Source organism: Paenibacillus sp. SAFN-117, from assembly GCF_051966115.1.
In the GTDB taxonomy this organism is placed as follows: domain Bacteria; phylum Bacillota; class Bacilli; order Paenibacillales; family NBRC-103111; genus Paenibacillus_L; species Paenibacillus_L residui.
Genome location: NZ_JBQCLK010000012.1, coordinates 94,200 through 114,251, shown reverse-complemented (window position 1 = coordinate 114,251; position 20,052 = coordinate 94,200). Strand labels below are relative to the sequence as shown.

General features: G+C 52.0%; 17 protein-coding genes. 12 read left to right on the top strand and 5 right to left on the bottom strand.

The features are described 5' to 3' along the window. The first annotated feature begins 1 nt into the window (after position 1). Complete coding sequence (locus ACTHRH_RS10125) at positions 2–724, top strand: ThuA domain-containing protein (RefSeq protein ID WP_144932361.1); 723 nt, start codon at positions 2–4, stop codon at positions 722–724. A gap of 116 nt (positions 725–840) precedes the next feature. Here ACTHRH_RS10125 and ACTHRH_RS10120 read toward each other — a convergent pair whose 3' ends face one another. Further along, the gene (locus ACTHRH_RS10120; protein WP_225312747.1) at positions 841–924 is read right to left on the bottom strand and encodes a sporulation protein YjcZ; all 84 of its coding nucleotides are present in this window, start codon (positions 922–924) and stop codon (positions 841–843) included. Positions 925–1,155: 231 nt separating this feature from the next. On the opposite strand from ACTHRH_RS10120, the gene ACTHRH_RS10115 reads away from it, so the two are divergent. Further along, complete coding sequence (locus ACTHRH_RS10115; protein WP_144932359.1) at positions 1,156–2,316, top strand: DUF6348 family protein; 1,161 nt, start codon at positions 1,156–1,158, stop codon at positions 2,314–2,316. A gap of 260 nt (positions 2,317–2,576) precedes the next feature. On the opposite strand, the gene ACTHRH_RS10110 is transcribed toward ACTHRH_RS10115, so the two are convergent. Continuing rightward, positions 2,577–3,716: an MFS transporter gene (locus tag ACTHRH_RS10110; RefSeq protein ID WP_144932357.1), complete on the bottom strand. Its 1,140-nt coding sequence runs from the start codon at positions 3,714–3,716 to the stop codon at positions 2,577–2,579. Positions 3,717–3,812: 96 nt separating this feature from the next. Between ACTHRH_RS10110 and ACTHRH_RS10105 the strand changes: the two genes are divergently transcribed. The 3 genes from ACTHRH_RS10105 to ACTHRH_RS10095 all read left to right on the top strand — a co-directional run bounded on the left by ACTHRH_RS10105 (position 3,813) and on the right by ACTHRH_RS10095 (position 5,669). After that, on the top strand, positions 3,813–3,959 hold the full coding sequence (locus tag ACTHRH_RS10105; RefSeq protein WP_186328149.1) for a hypothetical protein: 147 nt from the start codon (positions 3,813–3,815) through the stop codon (positions 3,957–3,959). A gap of 81 nt (positions 3,960–4,040) precedes the next feature. Continuing rightward, on the top strand, positions 4,041–4,466 hold the full coding sequence (locus tag ACTHRH_RS10100) for a hypothetical protein (protein WP_144932355.1): 426 nt from the start codon (positions 4,041–4,043) through the stop codon (positions 4,464–4,466). A 57-nt stretch (positions 4,467–4,523) separates the two neighbouring features. Further along, complete coding sequence (locus tag ACTHRH_RS10095; RefSeq protein WP_144932353.1) at positions 4,524–5,669, top strand: transglutaminase domain-containing protein; 1,146 nt, start codon at positions 4,524–4,526, stop codon at positions 5,667–5,669. 122 nt (positions 5,670–5,791) lie between these two features. On the opposite strand, the gene ACTHRH_RS10090 is transcribed toward ACTHRH_RS10095, so the two are convergent. Then, positions 5,792–6,895: a phosphodiester glycosidase family protein gene (locus ACTHRH_RS10090; RefSeq protein WP_379285920.1), complete on the bottom strand. Its 1,104-nt coding sequence runs from the start codon at positions 6,893–6,895 to the stop codon at positions 5,792–5,794. After that, positions 6,885–7,361 (bottom strand): hypothetical protein, encoded by a 477-nt coding sequence (locus ACTHRH_RS10085; protein ID WP_144932351.1) that lies wholly within the window; start codon positions 7,359–7,361, stop codon positions 6,885–6,887. The genes ACTHRH_RS10090 and ACTHRH_RS10085 overlap by 11 nt, the downstream gene beginning before the upstream one ends. Before the next feature lie 1,071 nt (positions 7,362–8,432). On the opposite strand from ACTHRH_RS10085, the gene ACTHRH_RS10080 reads away from it, so the two are divergent. The 6 genes from ACTHRH_RS10080 to ACTHRH_RS10055 all read left to right on the top strand — a co-directional run bounded on the left by ACTHRH_RS10080 (position 8,433) and on the right by ACTHRH_RS10055 (position 16,121). Then, on the top strand, positions 8,433–10,457 hold the full coding sequence (locus ACTHRH_RS10080; protein ID WP_144932348.1) for a peptidoglycan D,D-transpeptidase FtsI family protein: 2,025 nt from the start codon (positions 8,433–8,435) through the stop codon (positions 10,455–10,457). 280 nt (positions 10,458–10,737) lie between these two features. Next, complete coding sequence (locus tag ACTHRH_RS10075) at positions 10,738–10,872, top strand: hypothetical protein (protein ID WP_260981931.1); 135 nt, start codon at positions 10,738–10,740, stop codon at positions 10,870–10,872. 371 nt (positions 10,873–11,243) lie between these two features. Then, positions 11,244–13,124 (top strand): asparagine synthase (glutamine-hydrolyzing), encoded by a 1,881-nt coding sequence (asnB, locus tag ACTHRH_RS10070; RefSeq protein ID WP_144932346.1) that lies wholly within the window; start codon positions 11,244–11,246, stop codon positions 13,122–13,124. Between the two features lie 26 nt (positions 13,125–13,150). Further along, positions 13,151–13,891 (top strand): HAD family hydrolase, encoded by a 741-nt coding sequence (locus tag ACTHRH_RS10065; protein WP_144932344.1) that lies wholly within the window; start codon positions 13,151–13,153, stop codon positions 13,889–13,891. Positions 13,892–13,996: 105 nt separating this feature from the next. Beyond that, on the top strand, positions 13,997–14,479 hold the full coding sequence (locus ACTHRH_RS10060; RefSeq protein WP_144932342.1) for a DUF456 domain-containing protein: 483 nt from the start codon (positions 13,997–13,999) through the stop codon (positions 14,477–14,479). 25 nt (positions 14,480–14,504) lie between these two features. Beyond that, on the top strand, positions 14,505–16,121 hold the full coding sequence (locus ACTHRH_RS10055) for a putative polysaccharide biosynthesis protein (RefSeq protein ID WP_144932340.1): 1,617 nt from the start codon (positions 14,505–14,507) through the stop codon (positions 16,119–16,121). Here ACTHRH_RS10055 and ACTHRH_RS10050 read toward each other — a convergent pair. Then, positions 16,111–17,535, bottom strand: coding sequence for a DUF2515 family protein (locus ACTHRH_RS10050; RefSeq protein ID WP_379285927.1), 1,425 nt, complete (start codon positions 17,533–17,535; stop codon positions 16,111–16,113). The genes ACTHRH_RS10055 and ACTHRH_RS10050 overlap by 11 nt on opposite strands. An 898-nt stretch (positions 17,536–18,433) precedes the next feature. Here ACTHRH_RS10050 and ACTHRH_RS10045 point away from each other — a divergent pair. After that, a complete protein-coding gene (locus ACTHRH_RS10045; RefSeq protein WP_440415366.1) occupies positions 18,434–19,963 on the top strand; it encodes a copper amine oxidase N-terminal domain-containing protein in 1,530 nt (509 codons plus the stop codon). The last annotated feature ends 89 nt before the right edge of the window (positions 19,964–20,052 follow it).

The window sequence follows — 20,052 nt, the reverse complement described above, 5'->3', positions numbered from 1 at the left end:
CATGACCATTCGGGTGACAATATGGAATGAGTTTGTACATGAGAGGAAGCATGCCAATGTCGCGGAAATCTATCCGCAGGGAATTCATGCGGCGATCACCGAAGGCATCGGGCGGATAGAGCCGGACTTCTCCATACGTACGGCAACATTGGAGGAGCCGGAGCACGGGCTGACGGAAGAGGTGCTGCAGGAGACGGACGTGCTGCTCTGGTGGTCGCATGCCCGTAATCATCTGGTGCAGGACGAAGTAGTGGAGCGGGTTTGTTCCCGGATTTATGACGGGATGGGGTTTATCGCGCTGCATTCCGCCCTCAACTCCAAGCCGTTTCGCAAGCTTATGGGAACGACCTGCCAGATCAAATGGCGGGAAGCGGATGACAAGGAACGGATTTGGGTCATTGACCCTTCCCATCCGATTGCCGAAGGCATTGGTTCTTACATAGATATCGGTTATGAGGAGATGTACGGGGAACACTTCGACATTCCGATACCCGACGAGCTTATTTTCGTCAGCTGGTTTACCGGCGGGGAAGTATTTCGGAGCGGAGTGACCTATCGGCGAGGCAGAGGCAAAATATTTTATTTCCGTCCCGGACACCAGGAGGTTCCCACATACCATCATCCGGACGTACTGAAAGTTCTGGCTAACGCCGTCCGCTGGGCCGCTCCACGCCATGGCGCGATGCCCCGGTACGGAAATTCCGCTCCGATCGACTTCGTTTGAACCGATCCGCTACCCCTTGTTAGGGGGCCGGAAAACGAAAAAAGGCCTGAAAGCATAGAGCCTTCAAGCCGGTTAAAGAGATTTGGGAGGAGTATGCGATTAAGGAATCATAATCATCATATAAAAGCGCAGGATACAATCACTAACAAGATGAACAGGACGAGAATTGTGCCTGTTGAAGTCCAGAAGCCGGCACTCATGCTATGCACCCCTTTCAGGACCGGTAGGTCATCGACAATACAGTGTATGTAGGAAAAGCGCCCTTGGCTGTGCAAATACCCAGAAGGCGGGAAAATAGGTAAATATCCCGCCCTAAATCAGCAGACGACAATGGTTTGGAAAAAACGAGCTCCGCTCATGGTGATTACCGGAGAATAGTTGTGGTATTCTTGGATAGAAACCGGCACGGACCAAGGAGGAAACGGCAAAAGATGAGCAAGGGTAGAGAAGATTGGTTGGATAGGGAAGACGAGAAAATTGAGGACCCCTTGCACTTCCTTCTGCACCGCGGAATGAGAGGGATTTATGAAGCGGAGGAGGTGCTAGAGGGGGATCATATCTATATTCCGGAATGGAAGCTTACGATCCGTCCTCATGTAGCCCAATGGTCGGAGCAGTCCGTTTTGCTCCAGTTTCATTTAAGCTCGCCGAAATGGGATCGCGATATCTATGAAACCTCCGCTGGCATCGGCAGCGGGGCCCATAATGCTCTCGGCATGGCCATCGGCGGCTTTGCCTTTACGTTAATGCAGGGGATCGCATCCATGGAGAAAGACAGGAACCCCGACGAGCTCCATACGACTTACGGGGACACGGCCCATCGTTGGAAGGTATATAAGAGCGATATCATCGGTGTGGGCGAATCATCCGCTGAAATGCGCAATACTCCTTATTGGGAAGCGCTCAAGGACGGGATTGCGAAACGCGTTGGCAACCAGAAGCTCTGTTATATTAAAATTTATGGCGTGAAAAATGGCGATACCATTACCGGCGAATGCCGCATTAATAATATTCCAAGCCCCGAATTGGGGCAAATCGTGGCAGAAATGGCCGGCAAGTGGCAGGTAGAAGGCTTTGCTTCGCAAAAGCAGTTTATTTTCCTGCTGCAGTCCGAGGAGACATACTCACCGTATCCCTACCAGGCCGATCAAATTGCCGCCGCCACTAGGACAGCGGTTAATATGTTCATGGAGTGCGATACGCAGGAGAAGTATGACGAATATCCGGACCGGCTGGTTGAGCGCTTGCAGGATGCCAGCTTGGCGCAGGAGCTGTATTCCTTCCTGCCGGAAATTTGTGCGGAGCATGCCTTCGATACGCTCACCTATAAAGAGGAACTATTGTTGTTCAGGGGTGAAGAGGCCTTCAGCGTTTATCGGACTCAGCTTGCCAGCTATTATATGATTTATGATGCATTGTTCGAGGACTTCAGTACGGGTCAATTTGATGATGAGGTGTATAAGCGATACATCGGTGTCAGTTCTATCTACAATGTGATTTGCAGTGCTAAAGAGGAGGGGGCGGATTTGGTGGAAAATGGCGGTGAGCTCACGCTTTCCTTCGGAATGTCAGACTCTTATCAGTTTAGATAAAGCCGGAGATCCGTGTATCCGCCAATGAAAAAAGCTTCTGCCTCAAGTGTCGGCAGAAGTTTTTCTTGTGTGGAGCGGAAGCTAAAATTATAGAGGGTTCATTCCGATAAAAACATAACCTTACTCTTGAATAGAATGCCGTGACAGTGGGGCGGACGCACCATAGCTGCCGGCCCCGCCCGATGAATTACGAATTTCCCCGAAGAGATATGAAGCTTTATTCCGGCCACCGCATGATCGCTTGTTCGCCAAGGGGCCTGTCAGGTGCTGATGGCCGGCCGGATGCGGCCTAGAGGCAATAGGGTAATGCCTATCATTAAGGACAGGAAGGCGATAAAATAGGGAGACACCTCCAGCCGGAGCTGCCCGGCAAGTATCGGACCCAGGAAGGCGCCGATCGAGAACGCGATGGATAACAGGGAGAAGGCGCGACCATATCGGTTTCTGCTCGTAATATTGGCTAGGAGGGTGGAGATCGACGGGAGGATGATCCCTTTAGCCATTCCAATTAGAAACAAGGAAACATAAAGGGGAATAGACCAGTTGACCGACATGCCGAAGAAAATCATGGCCAGCCCGAGACAACCCAACAAAGTTCGGATGTAGGCGGAATACCGGTTCAGAAACAGCAGACTCAGGGTGAGCAGAGCTCCCAGGCTGACGAGTGAAAACAGGATGCCCGAGGTCAGGATGGAAGCCTGGACAGACTGCATAAGCGGCAATTCAAAAAATAAAATTCCTTGTGCGCAGGACATGCCTAACGGGATGAGGAAGAATAACCAGGGAATGGATTCGGCTTCCGGCTGCGCCCGGACGTTGGCTACGGCGGCAACCGCTTCTTTCTCGTGGATCACCCCCGGCTCCTTGAGGCCGAAAATAGCCAATATGCCGGTGGCAACCAACCCCCAGCCCAGTATGGAGAAAGAGGCGGTGAACCCGAACTTGGCCACAAGCACGGCCCCTGCCGCAGGAGAAACTACGGAAGCCAACGTATGAACCAGCCCGTTGCCCGACATTAATTTGCCCTGATGAATTTGATCCCGGGCAATTTTGGCCAGCATGGCCAAGCATGCGGGAGACAGGAATGCGAGAACGAAGCCGCTGATGGAGCGGATGACCAACAGCTCCCATGGGGCGGTTACACGCGCCTGGAAGATCAGCAGGAAGCCTGCCGCAATTAGGCTGACAACGAGGAATTTTTTGCTGCCGTACCGGTCGACCCCATACCCGGCCAGCAGGTTCCCGGGAAGATGGGTAATAGAGTAGACTCCCAGAATCAGGCCGATGAACGATGGCGTCGCGCCCAACGATAGGGCGAACGGGGATAAAATCGGATACTGTGCGTGCAAATCGAAAAAGGCGACGAAAATAAATAAATACAGCCATATGGCCGTTTTCATGTTAAAGCCACCCCCTGAATCATTGTGTAATGGCAGGTCTCCCTTTACTTGTACGCTGCTTGGTACAAACATATGCCCAAATAGGAGGGGAGTTCTATGAACAGATGGATGATCATCCTGCTTTTGGCAGCCGTTCTTATTGCTCTATGGAGATTGCGGCGGACTTATTCCGGAATCAAACCCGATAGGGAACAGGAAATTCGCGAGAAGCTGGAGGAGCTGAGGAAGAAAAGAGATGAATAACCGCATCCGAATATTGTAAGATAGGAATAATCAGAGGGATGGAAGATTTGTAATAATCTATAGAACGAAAGGGGAGCCGAGATGGAGCAGTGGATGTTATTTCTGCAGGAACGCTGGTTTATTATCCTGATTGCTATTGTCGTGTTATTTTTAGTGATTAAATTGGTAAAAACAGTGATTAAATGGATTGTTGTGCTATTGATTATTGCAGCGATATTGTATTACGGAATGAATTACAAGGATCAGATTGGAGAATTCGCGGGGACCATCGGCAGCACGATTACGGAAAGCGTGAAGGAGCAAGCGATGAAGGCTATGGCCTCCGAAGCGAAAGAGGCGAAGTATAAGCTCAATGAAGATGGCTCGTATACGGTAACGACCAAAAATATTCAGGTGGATGTCAAGCCGAATTCCAAGGAAGCGAAGATTACCTTCCTCGGCCAAAGCTTCAGCCTCCCGATGAACGACCTCATCGAAGGTTTCATCGAGCAGGCTAAATCACAGTAGCATGATCTCCGAACATTCGCCTGCCACTAGAGATAAAGGTATGGACGGGGGACCGAGATGACCTCTTTTTTCGAAACCATTTCCACATACAATCTTATATCCGTCCTCATTGGAGCCGTCATAGCGCTGTCTGTTCTTCAAGGAGCCAGGAGGGGAGCGGCAGGCTCGGCCCGGCAGTTGACTTTCTTTCTGTTGGAGGGGTTAATGACTCTGGCCAGCGTCGTGGCCGCCTGGAAGCTGATGAACTGGCTGTCGCCGGTTGTGAGGGATTGGCTGATCGCCAGACAAATCGTTATTCCGAATGAGAAGCTTGGTTACTTTCATCAGCTCTATTATACGGCGGTGACCGGGATCCGGGATTTTTCGTTAATGCGGTCGGGGCTTATTTTCCTGCTGGTCTATTTGATTTGCAAGCAATTGTTGACATGGGCGCTGTACCAGCTTTATGGGGGCAGTCCGTCGGCAGCATCCCGCAGGAAGGGGGGCTTCTTTGCCTGGTTAAGCAGTCTGGCAGGGGGAGCGATCGGTTTGTTGACTGGGGCGGGAAGGGCGGTTCTGCTTATTGCCGTCTTGTTTGTCGTGACGGTGCTGTTCCCTCGCTCGTCTTTCACTGAATATATTCAAGGGTCGGGAATCTATCAGAAAGGCGCGAAGGAAGTCATCCAACCGGTGGCAGGAGGGTTTCTGGAGGAGCAGCTGCCGGTGTTCACGAGAGCGGTGGAAGCGGAGTTAAACGGCATTCTGCAGCGGAAATATGAGGTGCTGGACGCCAATGTTCCCGACGATGTGCTGGCGGCTGCGAAAGAAGTGACGGCCGGCGCCGATACGGATGAGGAAAAAGCCCGGGCCTTATACGAGTGGGTAGGCACTCGCGTAAGCTATGATCATGAGAAAGTCAGACTTTACGAAGAAGAGCGGATATGGAAGGAGCAGACACCGGAGGATACGTTCGCCAGCAGACAGGGAGTCTGTATCGATTACTCCAGATTGTATGCGGTTATGGGCCGTTCTGTCGGATTGGAGGTCAAGGTGGTCACCGGTCTCGGCTACGACGGCCGGGGCAGCTATGGGCCGCATGCCTGGAACGAAGTGTTTCTGTCCGAGAAGGGGGAATGGGTGCCGTTGGACGCAACCTGGGTATCGAGCGGCGGCAATTGGTTCAATCCGCCGAATTTCTACGAAACCCACGTGAAGGATGCTTAAGCATCCTGTTTGGAGAAGATGCTTGCGAAGAAGAAAAGGTGGAGCCGGAAGCATAATGTTCCGGTCATCCACCTTTACATGAAGAATCGGGAGCTTGGGGATAGCGCAACACGGCATACCCGTTAAGGCAGCACGACGAAATTGGTAGGAAGCCGTCTTTCCCGTCCGTCGGAAGGGCTGTTGAGCAGCTTGCCGTTGTAGTAAAACGCGCTGGAGCCGCCTCCATCCAGCGTATAGGCATCGCGGACCTTGAACTCAAGCAGCTTGTCCTGTGCTTCTTCCAACGTTACCCCTTCGCTGTAGCCCTTTTGCCTTCCGTCAATTACGATGAAAAGCAGGTCGCCGTTAGAAAAATGTCCGATCAGGGTGCGCGGCTCTTTTTTGTTCCTCCAGGCGCTGGGTATCGTCAGCTTCTCCCCGTCCTTCAACAGGGAAGGAACGAATGTTGCTCCCTGCATCACGTTCAATTTCTTAATCTGTTCTTCGGTCGTAATTTCACCGCCTACGAGCTTTCCGTTATTATCAAACCCGATAAAGCTCAGGTCGGTGCGGTAAAATGTTTTGATCTCACCGTCTACCACCGTAATGCCAATCGGATAGAGCAGCCCGTTCTCTCTGGCGAAGCCGCCGCCGTTAATGGCCAATACGGCACCTGTTCGACGACCGGCCTGACTGGTAGTCTCGCCTTTGTCCCCGACCTTGTTATTGGACAGCACCAGCTTGACCGCGCTCGGATCATGCAGCTTGACCTTGGCCATATACCCTCTATATCCGGCTTCCTTCAACGAGAAAACTTTGACCGTCGATCTTTCGCCGAAGGATTGTCCGATCGGTTCGCCAAGCATATTGGTCAGGATCTGATCCAAGGTATCTTCCGTTTCCTTCGCGTGCTGCTGGCTGGTGGCCACCAATTGGTCTACAGCCTGCCTCTGTGCTTCATCGATTGCGGTTTGGGTTGATACGGATTCAATCAGCTCGGCAAGCGCTTGGCGGCTCTCGCTTAAGTGACCCGCCGCTTGTGAAGCTGTTGCCCCCATAGCCTCGTAACTCTGCTCAATGGCCGTCATATCATGCAGCATACTCCCCAGTGTCTGCTTGGTAGGTTCCAGCGCTTGGGCTGCGTGCATAGTTTGATCATGCAGCGGATTAGAGAACAAAAAAGCGAAAAAGAAGGCCGCCAGCATAGACACAAACAACCCCAGCGCCACATGAATTCTAGTACGCACGGGCAGCTTCCTCCAGCTTAGTAATGGAGCTTCGCAGATTTTCCAGCTCCTTGCTTAAGTCGCTGATCCGTTCATTGAGAGCTTGTCTCGTCTGATCGGAGGAAGTTAACGTGCTGCCGGCGAGCGAAAGCTCTTCCTTCACCGCCTCCAGATCGCTCTGCACATGATCAAACTGGCTCTGGAGCTGGGCCAGGCTTTCCTTATGTTCACCTAACTGGGTATGTAGCTCCGTAACTGTACGGTTCAAGTCTTCGGCACTGGTCTGAATCTGAATCATTTGCTGCTGCAGCCCGTTTATGTAATGCTTGGCCAAGAAAAAACTGCCCACTAACAGCAGCGCCCACACAAGTATGGGAGCGGACCAAACCAGCCATTTGCGCAGCGGTTTTCTGGCTTCCTTGTTAGCCGGGACAGAGGTGCTCGTTGCGACAGAGGAATCGGCAGGAACATACGATAAATCTTTCATGATGTAATAGAAATCCTTTCTGTGTAAATATTATTGCTTCCTCGCTACTCTGGGTGGGGTAAATAGACAGCGATTTTATATGGAGAGGCGGGCATGATAAGCTGGTTAGCAACGCGAATTCCTTACCCTTCGCGGCTTTCGCGAGTACTCATGCCCGCAGAGGCTCCATGTCAAATCGCTCTATTATGCCTCTCAAACGTAGTTTTTCCCATGTAGTATAGCGAAGAGCCATATTATTCTTGGTGAAGAAAAACTAGCAACCTATTAATACTTACGTCGAATAATAGCAAATGTTGCTGTAAAAAACAAAAAAACTGCGAGCTTTTCGTCGCGGATTAACCTGATCTTCCGACCGGTATCGTTAATCCTTCGGGCCATATGCACAACTAATTTGTACGAAATTTCATACAGAGCAAACGGAATGGCGCGTCTAACTGGAAAAACTCCACCTAGTTTGCTCCTCTGGAGCGAAAGTTGGTAACTACCTTGAAAATCCGTCTATTTTCATTTTCTGCTGGTGCCGAGCAAACGGAATGGCACGTCTAACTGGAAAAACTCCATCTAGTTTGCCCCTCTGGAGCGAAAGTCGGTAACTAAGTGGAAAAACTGCAGCTAGTTTGTGCAAAAAAGGCGATTTCAGCAAAAAACCTCCATTCTAACTGTAGTTTTTCCATCTAGTTTAGTCACTCTGCGCCATTTGCATCAATTTACCTGCATGAAATACAGTTAGACGCCCATGCAGGCCGCTTGGCCGCACCATCTGATGGTGAAAACAAGCCGGCGGATCCAGGAGAAGATTATAGCTTGGGGGATGGGGGGAAGGGTTATTGGCTGAACACGGGTCAAGGCTTCTTTTTGTGCCGTCAAATATGTTAAACTGGTAGGAAAAGCATAACTGGTGAGGATCGGTTTAGGAAGTCTGGTGAGACAGAGGAGCATGCGGAAAGTTTGGAACGGAAATGGCGGGAAGACTGTTCAAGCGGCGGACCGGGACGTTAACCGTATGGGAAATCCAAACTGGGCGCAAAATGTTCATTCAATCACCACACTTTTTAGGAAGGATGGGCAAGTATGGATATTACTCCGGAAGTGGAAGAGACACAAAAAAGGGAGATTAAGAAGCGAATAGGGTTTTCGATCCGTATTAATGTGTTCTTTTTCTGTATTTTTCTGTTGTTCTCTATCCTTATTGTTCGGCTGGCCATTCTTCAGTTTGTTCAAGGGGAAGAGCTGACAGCATGGGAAAAGAGAAATTTGAGCCGTAATATTTCGATTTCACCGATTCGTGGAAATATATATGATCGGGAGGAATCGCCGATCGCTTCGACAACGTCGACACAATCGGTATCTTACCGGATTGAGCCCGGTCAGACCAAAGAGGAAAAAATTGAGCTGGCCAAAAAGCTGGAGGAAATTTTCGTCCGCTTCGGCGATCCGTCCGTCGAACCGATGACCGCGGAGGAAATCATCGAGAGGATGGATGTCGGCTTCGACATCAACGGCGAGAAGTCAAAGGACCCCGCCTATACCTACTGGCCGAGGCGGATTAAATCCGGACTGACCCGGGATGAGATTGCTTATATTTCGGAACATCGCGACGAATTGAAGGGGCTTGAGGTCGAGGAGGAAAGCACCCGTGTATACGACCCGAGGCAAATTGCCGTGCAGTTGGTCGGATACTTGCGGCCTTATTCTACGGCGATAAATCAGAAGTCGAAATCGTTGGACCGGTACAAAGAGGAGAACAGCGACTATTTGAAGGATGAATATGTCGGTTTCGACGGGTTGGAATTGATGTATCAGGACGTGCTGCGGGGCCAGAACGGGGTGCGCACCTATCCTGTGAACAGCCGGGAGCAAATTGTCGGACATGTGGAAATTACACCTCCGGTCAAGGGAAACAACCTGTTCCTGACGATTCATAATGAGGTGCAGCTGGCAACCCAGCAGGCGATCACGGACCATTTGGAGCTTCTACAGAAGCATCCCCCGAATGCAACTTATGCCAAGGGCCGCAATGCGAAGGCCGGATATGCCGTTGCCATAGAGGTTGACTCGGGCAAGGTAGTGGCCATGGCGAGTATGCCTGATTATGATCCGAATGTATGGACCGGGGGGATTTCAACGGAGGCCTGGAACGCTATCCAGAACCGGTATACAAACGGGACGATACGAGAACGGTACGCGGATGTTCCGGACGATCAGGTAGGAAAATTTGCGTCATCGCTAGTTCCTCCAGGATCGGTGCTTAAACCGCTAACCGTGCTGGTCGGCCTGAACGAGAAATTGATTACACCCAACGAAAGGTATAATGACCGGGGAATCTTCACTTACGGTAAAAATAACAACGCCAAAGTCCGAAATTCGGATTACCGGGCCTACGGTCCGATTTCTCCCGCACGGGCTCTGCAAGTCTCCTCCAATACATTCGTGGCCGAAAGAGTAGGGAACCAGTTATATACCAAAGTTAAAGATCCTCTGGACGTCTGGCACTCCTATATGACGCAATTCGGGCTCGGGGTATCTACCGGAAGCGGCCTGCCCGGTGAAATCGAGGGAGATTACTATTATTACGAAACCGCCAAGAAACTGCAGGCGCAATTTCCGCTAATCAATGCCTCTTTCGGACAGGAAGCCCGCTATACGACGCTTCAGCTTGCGCAGTATACGATGATGCTGGCCAACAAAGGAAAGCGGTACAAGCCTCTCTTCGTGGACCGGATTACGACCTATGACTTCGAACTCGTGGAGAAGGTGGAGCCCGAGCTGCTTAACGAAGTAAGCTTCCCCGATGAATACTGGAAGGTGATCAAGGAAGGGATGACCAGTAAGGTGGACGGGTTCGACGGAGTTCCTTACACCTACGTCCGCAAAACCGGTACGTCGGAGTGGGAAATTGCCCGAAAGCATGTGGATAATGCGGTATTTATCGGCTATGCTCCCGCCGACAAACCGAAGCTGGCCGTTGCGGTGGTCGTTCCCGAGGGAGGATTCGGGGCTTACGGGGCAGCGCCGATCGCCAGAAAAATTTTCGATGCATACGATCAATACATCGGCCTGGACGGTATTCCGAAGGGACCGGCCGTTATAGAGTAGAATCCTTTAGAGGCGGGCTTTCTGCCCTGTGCCCTCACCTTGCACCTTTTGCAGGCGGGACGCATAGGGTAAAGAAAGGCCGCTGCTTTTTTATATTAAATGTTGCCCTAGGTAAAATGTTTTGTGAATCGCCTAAATAGTGGCTGTGAGAGATGCCGGATCAGAATCGGATCGTTCAAGGCATTCATGCGGCCTGCAATATGCCGGAAGGCCCCGCATTTCAAGCTCCGCAGCTTGCAATATGTTTTTATGACTAATGGAAGACAGGAGGAGAGGATCAATGAGCGGAAGAAGACTTAATTCTTCCTTGCAGCGCTTGATCATAAGCATGGTTTATTTGGTCCTGACCGCAGCGGGTGCTATGTGGTTAGGAGGGGCGGGAGCAGCGGTTGCAGCCTTAACCCTGTATAAATAAGCTGACCGGAAGCAGATTTACGCGCCGCGTAAAGGCAGGTTCCGTAATTGTCGGCGTCCTCTAGGGGAGAACCATACCGTATTACTTAAGCATCGCAGACCGCGACGCATGTGGTCGGCTGCCGACATGCAGCGCCATGCAGCGCCATGCAGCACCATGCAGCACCATGCAGCACCGGGAGCCGCGTTTAGATGCAGGAGGTGTCTGAACTTTTTGGCCGTTCGTTTCCGCAAGGCGTTAAGGTATGGTATACTAAGTCATCGGTATCTGATCTTCAATTGCCTTAAGATGCGGGCGCATCTTGGGGCATTGATGCTGAAATGGAGCTATTAATTACTTAAACAGCCATATAAGTTTGGAGAGTGTACCACATGTGCGGAATAGCAGGAGCGATGTATTTTACAGAAGAAGTACCGTCAGAACAATTGCTGCGCAGAATGACCGATGTAATCGTTCACCGGGGACCGGACGACTCGGGATTCTGGACGGATCCGGGAATAGGGTTAGGCTTTCGCAGACTGTCGATTATTGATTTGCAGGAAGGCCATCAGCCTCTGACTAACGAGGACGAATCGGTCTGGATCGTCTTTAACGGAGAGATATATAACTATAAAGCGCTTCGTCAGCAGCTTCAGAGCAAGGGACACCAGTTCCGGACACAGAGTGACACCGAGGTCATCGTTCATCTGTATGAGGAGTATGGCCCGGAATGCGTCAAGATGCTGCGGGGGATGTTCGGTTTTGTCATCTGGGACCGCAAGAAGAGACAGCTGTTCGGGGCGCGCGATCATTTCGGCATCAAGCCTTTCTATTATTCCTGCGGGCCGAATCAATTTCTGTTCGCCTCGGAAATCAAAAGCATTCTCGCGGCCGACGGAACGCGCCGTTCCGTGGAGACCGAGGCTTTCCTGAATTACTTGACGTTCCAATATGTCCCCGAGCCGATGACGATGTTCCAGGGCATCCGCAAGCTGCCCCCGGGTCATACGATTACGGTGCGGCCGGACGGAACCATTAAGCTGAGCCGTTACTGGGATCCGATGTTCGAGCCGGTGTCAAGGCCGTTCGATGATTACGTCGAGGAGATCCGCGAACGATTGAAGGATTCGGTCGTTCATCATATGCAGAGCGATGTGGAGAGAGGCTGTTTCCTGTCCAGCGGGATTGATTCCACAGCCATTGCCGCTCACATGCGGAGCATCGAGCCGATAAGGACCTTCTCGGTCGGTTTCGAAGGGGCCAACAATGAGACGACCATTGCCCGGGAGACAGCGGAAGCGCTGGGGACCGAGCATTATTCCAAGTTGATATCGGAGAAGGATTTCTTCGAATCGGTTCCGAAAGCGATTTGGCATCAGGATGAACCGGTAGCCGACCCATCTGCGATCGCCCTCTATCATGTGGCGCAGCTCGCAAGGGAACATGTAACGGTCGTATTGTCCGGCGAAGGAGCGGACGAGCTGTTCGGAGGCTACCGCATTTACCGGGAGCCGTTGTCTTTGCGTCCGATCTCCTGGCTGCCCTTGCCCCTTAAGAGGCTGCTTCATCAGCTTGTAGACAAGCTGCCTGCGGGGATGCCCGGAAGGAACTACTTGCTGAGGGGAACGACTCCTCTCGAAGAACGCTTCCTGGGAAATGCGAAAATTTTCACCGAGGACATGAAGGCGGAAATTGTCCGCGCCAGCGGCTCCCTGCTGGATAACTACAAGAAGCCCGTGCAAATAGCGGCTGAGTTCTATAGCAAGACCCGTCACCTGGACCCGGTAACCCGGATGCAGTATATCGATATGAACCTGTGGCTGCCGGGCGATATTCTTATGAAGGCGGATAAGATGACCATGGCCCATTCCCTGGAGCTGCGCGTTCCGTTCCTGGACAAGGAGCTGTTCGAGCTGACGCGCAAAATTCCGGTCGATTATCGTCTGGGGCAGGGAACCACGAAATATATTTTCCGCAAAGCGATGGAAGGAATTATCCCGGACTTCATCCTCAACCGGCCGAAGCTGGGCTTTCCGGTGCCGATGAGGGAGTGGCTCAAGGGCAGTCGGGGTGAAATGGTGCTGGAGCAAGTGAAGGCCAGCGGAATAGGGGATTTGGTCAATCTGACGACTGTAGAGCAAATGGCGCTGAAGCACCGCAAAGGAGAAGGGGACTATGCCCGGAGACTTTGGGTGATCTATGTATTTGCATTGTGGCATGCTTCCTATATGCTGGAGAAGCCGGGCACTTCCTATGCTGCGGCTAATTCATAAAATATTAAACGTGTCGGAGGAGAGAGATGGCTGCGTACAAACTGATTGCGTTGGATATGGATGGTACATTCCTGACAGAAGAGAAGACGATTTCCGAGGAAAACCGCAAATGGGTTAACCAAGCGATCGAAGCCGGGGTTACGGTGATGTTTTCTACAGGGAGAGGGGTTCAGAATATTTCCCCTTATGTTGAGGATTTAGGATTGACTTCCCCGATGGTTGCCGTCAACGGCGGAGAAGTCTGGAAGTCTCCGCAGGAGCTTCTGAGCAGGACTCCGCTCCAAACGAGCTGGGTTCAACAGCTTCACCAAATGGCCTTGGAATATGATGTATGGTATTGGGGTTATACAGTGGGGGGCTTATATAATAAAGATAAATGGACTTCGGATTTGGAGTCGGAGCAGTGGCTCAAGTTCGGATTGTTTACCGAGGATCATGTTAAGCTGGCCGAGATTCGCAGCAAATTAGAGGAATGGGGCAATTTGGAAATAACCAACTCTCATGTTTCGAATCTGGAGCTGAATCCCCGCGGCATCAGCAAAGCAAGTGGAATCAGAGAGGTATGCGGCCTGCTGGGAGTGAAGATGGAGGAAGTGATTGCGATGGGGGACAGTCTTAACGATCTGGAGATGATCCGTCAGGTCGGTCTCGGAATCGCGATGGAGAACGCCCAGGAGGAACTGAAAAGAGAGGCGGATGCGGTTACCGCTTCGAACGAAGAGGATGGGGTCGCCAAGGCGATTCAGAAGTACATATTCGGGCTTTAAGAAATTCGGCGTTTTTAAGGAACGAAGCGGAAGCCCGGATCCGGAGAAAAGTTGAAGTTCAAGGATTAAGCCTCAAAATCCTAAGTAAAGGTAAGGGGAATAGCCATGGCTATAGTGGGCTGGATACTGATAATCGCATTGTTTGTAGTCGGCATGCTCGGTACGGTAATTCCCGTGCTTCCTGGCGTGCTGGCGGTATATGCTGCGTTCTTTGTCTATGGCTGGTTTTTCAGCTTCGAGCCTTTCGGCTTCTGGTTCTGGGCTATACAGACCGCGATTGTGGTGGCCATTCTGGTGGCTGATTATATGATCAGTGCCCTCGGGGTCAAAAAATTCGGGGGGACGAAGGCTTCGGTCATTGGCAGCACTATCGGGATTATGATCGGTCCGTTTGTTATCCCGGTCGCCGGGCTGATTCTCGGTCCGTTCGTGGGAGCCTTCATCGGGGAATTGATTGCCGGGGCGGACTGGAAGCAGGCGGGGAAAGCCGGAATCGGCTCTGTCGTCGGATTTTTCTCAAGCGTTGTCGCTAAAGTTCTGCTTCAGCTGCTGATGATCTTCCTCTTCATCATCTGGCTAATCGTCTAAACCTTAATTGGGGGAAGGGTTGCAAGTGTCCAAGGATTCATTAGTTAAAGGAACCCTCATCCTTGCTGTCGCCGCCCTGGTTGCGCGTGTGCTCGGCGTGGTCCAAAGGGTTCCTCTCGTTTACTTGATAGGCGACCAAGGGATGGCTACGTTCTCGATCGCGTTCAATATTTATACTCCGCTTCTAACGATAGCTACGGCAGGCATTCCTAGCGCCCTAAGCAAAATGGTATCAGAGCGGACGGAGCTTGGGCGGCATGCCGAAGCCGACCGGATTTTTCGCGCCTCGGTACAGTTTGCCGTAGTGGCCGGTCTGATCATGACCGTTCTGCTGATTCTGATCGCCCCTTCCTATGCCCAAATGTCAGGGGACCCGTCCGCCGCGCTGGCTATAAGGGCGCTGGCTCCCGCTTTGCTGCTCTTCCCGCTTATCGCAATGATGCGCGGTTATTTCCAGGGAAGGCAGAGGATGATGCCGAACGGACTGTCCCAGGTCATAGAGCAGATTCTGAGGCTGATTACGGCGGTCGGACTTGCCTATTTGCTTCTGGCTATCGGCTGGGGGCATGATTGGGCGGTAGCCGGGGCTTCCTTCGGAGGAGTGATGGGCAGTGTCGGGGCATTCCTCGTCCTGCTTCTGTTCTATAAACTGCTCAGGGAGAAGGATGCGTCTCAAGGAATAAGGAGGAATGCTTCCTTCCGGCAAAAGCCGCTTCCTTATCGCACGATTTACGGGCAGATTTTTCGGCTGTCGGTGCCTATTGTGCTGTTTTCGATGGCGGTACCCTTGGTGTATTTTATCGATACCTCGACGGTCATTCCGCTGCTGCAGAATTTGATCGGCGCCGAGCAGGCCAAGATTGAGCTCGGTGTCTTGACGGGGAGGGCGCAGTCTCTGGCCGGGATTCCGATCATTCTGGCAGTCGCGCTCAGCCAGTCGATCGTCCCTATCGTATCGGCAGCCTATGCCCGCAATGATTTACCTCAGGTCCGGCAGCAAGCCGCCAAAGCGATGCAAATTTCGGTGCTGACCGGTCTGCCGGTCGTGCTCGCTATTGCTGTCGCTGCGAGGCCGATTAACGGCACGCTGTTTCCGGATGAGAACGGAACGCTGATCATTGCGCTGCTGACGGCTACCGCATTGTTCCAAATTATGATGCAGACATCGGGAGCCATTCTGATGGGCATCGGCGCCATGCGGCCGCTGATTCTCCATGTCCTCATCGGCCTGGCCGTCAAGCTGGGGGGCAGCTTCGTATTTGCCCCATGGCTGGGCATCAACGGAGTCGTGCTGTCAACGGCACTTTGCTTCATCGTGATGATGCTGCTGAATTTCCGGACGCTGAAGGGCAAGGTTCCGTTCGTAATCCTGGGGCTTCCGCGCTGGATCCGGCTGATTGCCGCATCCGCCATCATCATCGCCGCGGGCGCCGGGGTCGAGCGGTTAATGTACCGTTACGTCACCTGGTTCCCGGCCAAGCTCGACTACTTCCTGAATGCGGCCGTCACGTGCCTGGTGGTCATCGCGCTCTATCCGCTGCTGCTGTTCACCTTCCGCATCGTGACGAAGAACGACCTGGCCAACCTGCCGGGGCCAGTGCAGAAGCTGGTCCGCAAGTTCTCTGCGGCCATCAATCGATGAGCTCGCGCGCGAGGATCGCGAGCTCCAGCTTGCGCAGCCCCGCGCAGTGCAGGCGCGTCAGCTCGGCCGGGGCCCCGGCTCTGGCGGCCGACAGGTGAGCGACCGGCGACAGGTCGCGGAACCAGTCGTACCGCTCCGGGGCCGCCAGCGGCCGATCCGGCCACGCCGCAGGCAGCCGGGGGCTGCACAGCCGGCTTGCGCCTTCGCGCAGCGCGCAGCCGTTCAGCCTTTCCGTATATGATGATGGAAAGGCTGTTTGCGTGGCCGCATCCTGGAACAGATGCGGCCAATAATCGGCCCGGGAGCCGCTGTGCGGCACTTCCCGGGCGAAGCGGTGGAAGCCGTCGCGGGCAGACGGCAGGCCGAACAGCAGCGCGTACAGCTGCTTGCCGATTTCGATCCGTTCGTCCAGATCGGGGAAGTTCTCCAGAACGCGGCCGTACAGCGGCCAAGGCTTCCCCGGATTCCCCGCACGGATCGGCATGCCCATCGCATCGGCAGCTTGCGATGGGGAGGGAGCGGCTTCGGCGCCCGGATAAGCGGCTGCCGGCCGCCCCGCGGACGCGGTAGCCTTGCTTCCCGCTGCCCGGCCAACTGCCGAAGACTCCGCCGGAGCGGATTTGCAAGGGAAGATGATCTGGTTGGTCTGCGTGGCGGCCTGGGTCAGGCGCATGAGCGAATGCAGCGCATGGTCTTGAAAGCGGGGATGCTCGGCAACCCTGGCTTGAATATAGTTCTGCTCATTGATGATTAGAGCAATCGTGATCAGAGCCGAGCTGCCTTCATCCCAGAACAGCTCCCACATCGGCTGCATGAAGCGGGAAACGTGGAGCCAGGGCAGCAGATGAAAGAGGGGGCGGTTCCATGTGCGGCTGCGTTCGTAAAGAAGCAATTGAGGAAAGGCATCCTGAAAAATGAGGGCGTTAGCCGTTTCGAGCATGTCGAAGACGGATTCAATTTCCCCCTCATCCAGCAGACGGGGAAGAAGTTCCCCGCGTAAATCGGTCATGTTCCACCCGCCATTGCGGGAAACCATATGAGCTAGCAGCGCCCAATGAATATCCGGGTGCTTGCCGTAAAACTCAAGATAAGCGGCAGTGCGCGTGAGGTTATTCCGGTTAAGGAGGGCGGTATGCTCTTGTAACTCGCGAACCAGCTCCTTTTCCCGGCTGCTTAATGCCTTATTTGAATGATGGGCAGGGGGCTTCCTCAGCTGTTCCTCCAGGCGGGAGACTAGCTGCCGTTTCCTCTCCGGAGAGAGGTTCAGGGGGATTTCCGCTTCACCGGACCGGACGGAAGCATGCCACAGCCGGTTGACCGAATCCGCGATCAAGCGAGCTATTCCTTTACCGAGCAGAAGTCCTTTAGCCCACATGCTGTCTCCCTTATTCGCCCCTTTCGATTCCGCCGCCATTTCATTGCCCCTTAATGAGAATGATAGTTTTTTACCACATTAGAAAGTTTAAGTTCATTAAAGCGTTAAAATGGAATAACTTTCCAACTGGCATAAAAAGCTACCTTTAAAACCGGGTTATTCGTCTTCGAAGAGGCTCCGTTAGGTGCTTTTTTTATAGTATGTTCCATTTATTTGAAATTATTGTGAACAGAAATCCTCTAAATTTAGTACCTCTCCACTCTACCGGCGAACACAAACCGGCCACAAAGTGAACACAAATGCGGGTACAAATTCCTGCGAAAATGCAGCAATTTTGATCGATTCAACTCAATCATGGAGAAAAGCCTGCGAAAATGCAGTAATTTTTGTATAAAATCCTTCGAGCCCCCGTCGAACGAGAAAAAAGATGTATTTGTTCAGGCTTTGCCGCGGATACGGAGCACCCCGGCCAAAATGATGCAGAATTGCAGGCTTTTTAAATTCCGCGGGGGGTTCCGCAAAGTACGAACGGGAAAATGGTTCCTCACTGCGCGCGACTCCCAGCGTGCGGTAATTGGCGTCGCATGACGCTGGTCAACCACACGCCTCTTCAAAGGCTGTATGGCCATGTCAATTTATGGGGATATTTATTTTCCCCAATCTGAATCTTAATTATTCTTTAAACGTAGTAATTAGCATGATATGATTATTATGTAAGGTGGAAATCCATGGAGACTCCGGTTTGGGATGGCAATAGGTCCTTTATTCTAGGCAGAGCTGCTGTCGTTGACTGAATCCGGTTCTGCGCCAAGGAGCGGCCTGTTTGATAGAATCGCTGCTGGATTAGCAGAGTGTTCTATTATCCAGTCCACCGGGAGGGGGATTTTCACCGAGCTAATAGTCTTCATTTATATCGACTAAGAGGGAGAGGATAGGTTTGAAGAAGAGGTACATAACATGGATGAGTGCTTTCGTCGGCCTGATGATGCTGGTGCTGACAGGCTGTCAATCCATTGGCGGCGTAGATTTGAATAAAGCGCTGCAGAACAACCTGGAGGTTGCCTCCTACGAAGGAACTTCCAATTTCTCGATAGAATTGATCGGAGGATCCGATTTTGACTGGGCGGCTGACGGAGAAGATCTGTCCTTCCTGAACAATCTTCAGCTGGAAATGAACAATATTAAAATGCAGGACCGGAACACCCTGTCTATGGACGCGGCATTAGTGACCGGTAAAGGAAAATTTCCTTTCTCCGTATCCATGACGAAAGAAGAGATAGCCGTTCAATTTGAAGGAGCCGCCAAGCCGGTTTATCTTAAGCTGGATGACTATACTTCGTTAGACCCGATGATGATGACCATCAACTGGGCGGGGCTGTCCGAAACGCTGGAGAATAATCAAGAGCAGCTATTGAAGGCAGTAGGTCCTTTCATTATCAATAATTTGCCGAATCCGGACAATATTAAAGTTTCCAACACCAGCGAGCAGATTGACGGCATCTTTACGAATCTGACCAAGGTTCAGGTGGAAATCAAGGGAAGCGAAGTTCTGGATCTGCTTAAAGCTTTCATTGATAACATCAACGCTAACGATCAGGCCTTGAAGGAAGTCATCCAACAAATCTTTACTCTCGTAATCGATCCGGTTCAGAAAGAATTGCAAGGGGAGATTGAGGGTCTGGACAATGGTGTCGATGTTAGTCCCGCTACCGTGGATGAAATCTACAATGCGGCAAAAGAAGGATTGACGGAGCTGTCTCTAGAAATTGAGGCGATGAAAAATTCCGGAGAGGCTGACGAGTTCTTAAACGAGAACAACTACATGAAAGTAGATATGTATGTGGACAGCTCTTCTCAAATTCGCAAAATGGATATGGAGCTTGTCCTGAACAATCCGGAGCCGTCGAATGACGATTTGAATACGATCAAAATCAAATCGACGTCCGAGATGTGGAATATTAACCATGCGGTAAAAGCGGATATTATTAACACTCAGGATGGTTTGAATGTCGAGAGCGTGACTATGGGTAAGTTCCTGAAGAACCTCGACGCCAATTCTGCGCTTTACAAGCTTATGGTGGATGATTTGGGGCTGAAAAGCAAATATATTTACTTGCCGATCTGGGAAGAAGTAGACGGCGAATTGTATGAGCTTCCGTATATCGATCCCGTGACGGAGAAAGCTATGGCTCCGGTACGTTTTGTAACCGAAGAGCTTGATGCCGATGTAACGTGGGATAACGAGAAGCGGCAGGTGACCGTTGTCGACATCTGGACCGGCAAAACGATTGTGATGACCATTGAAAGCAGCACCGCTACCGTAGACGGCGTTCCCGTGGAGATGGAAGGGGTAGCCACGCTGCAAGGAGACACGACTTACGTCCCTCTTCGCTTTATCGCTGAAACCTTCGGTGCCGAAGTCAATTGGGATACGGAAGATTGGGCGGTTATTATTACTAGAGACTAAGCAGGGTAAATAAAGGGCGCGGCCATCAAGGGTCGCGCTTTTTTTATGTTGGGGGGGTATTTACAGGGCACCGTTAAGAGTCTTTTTTG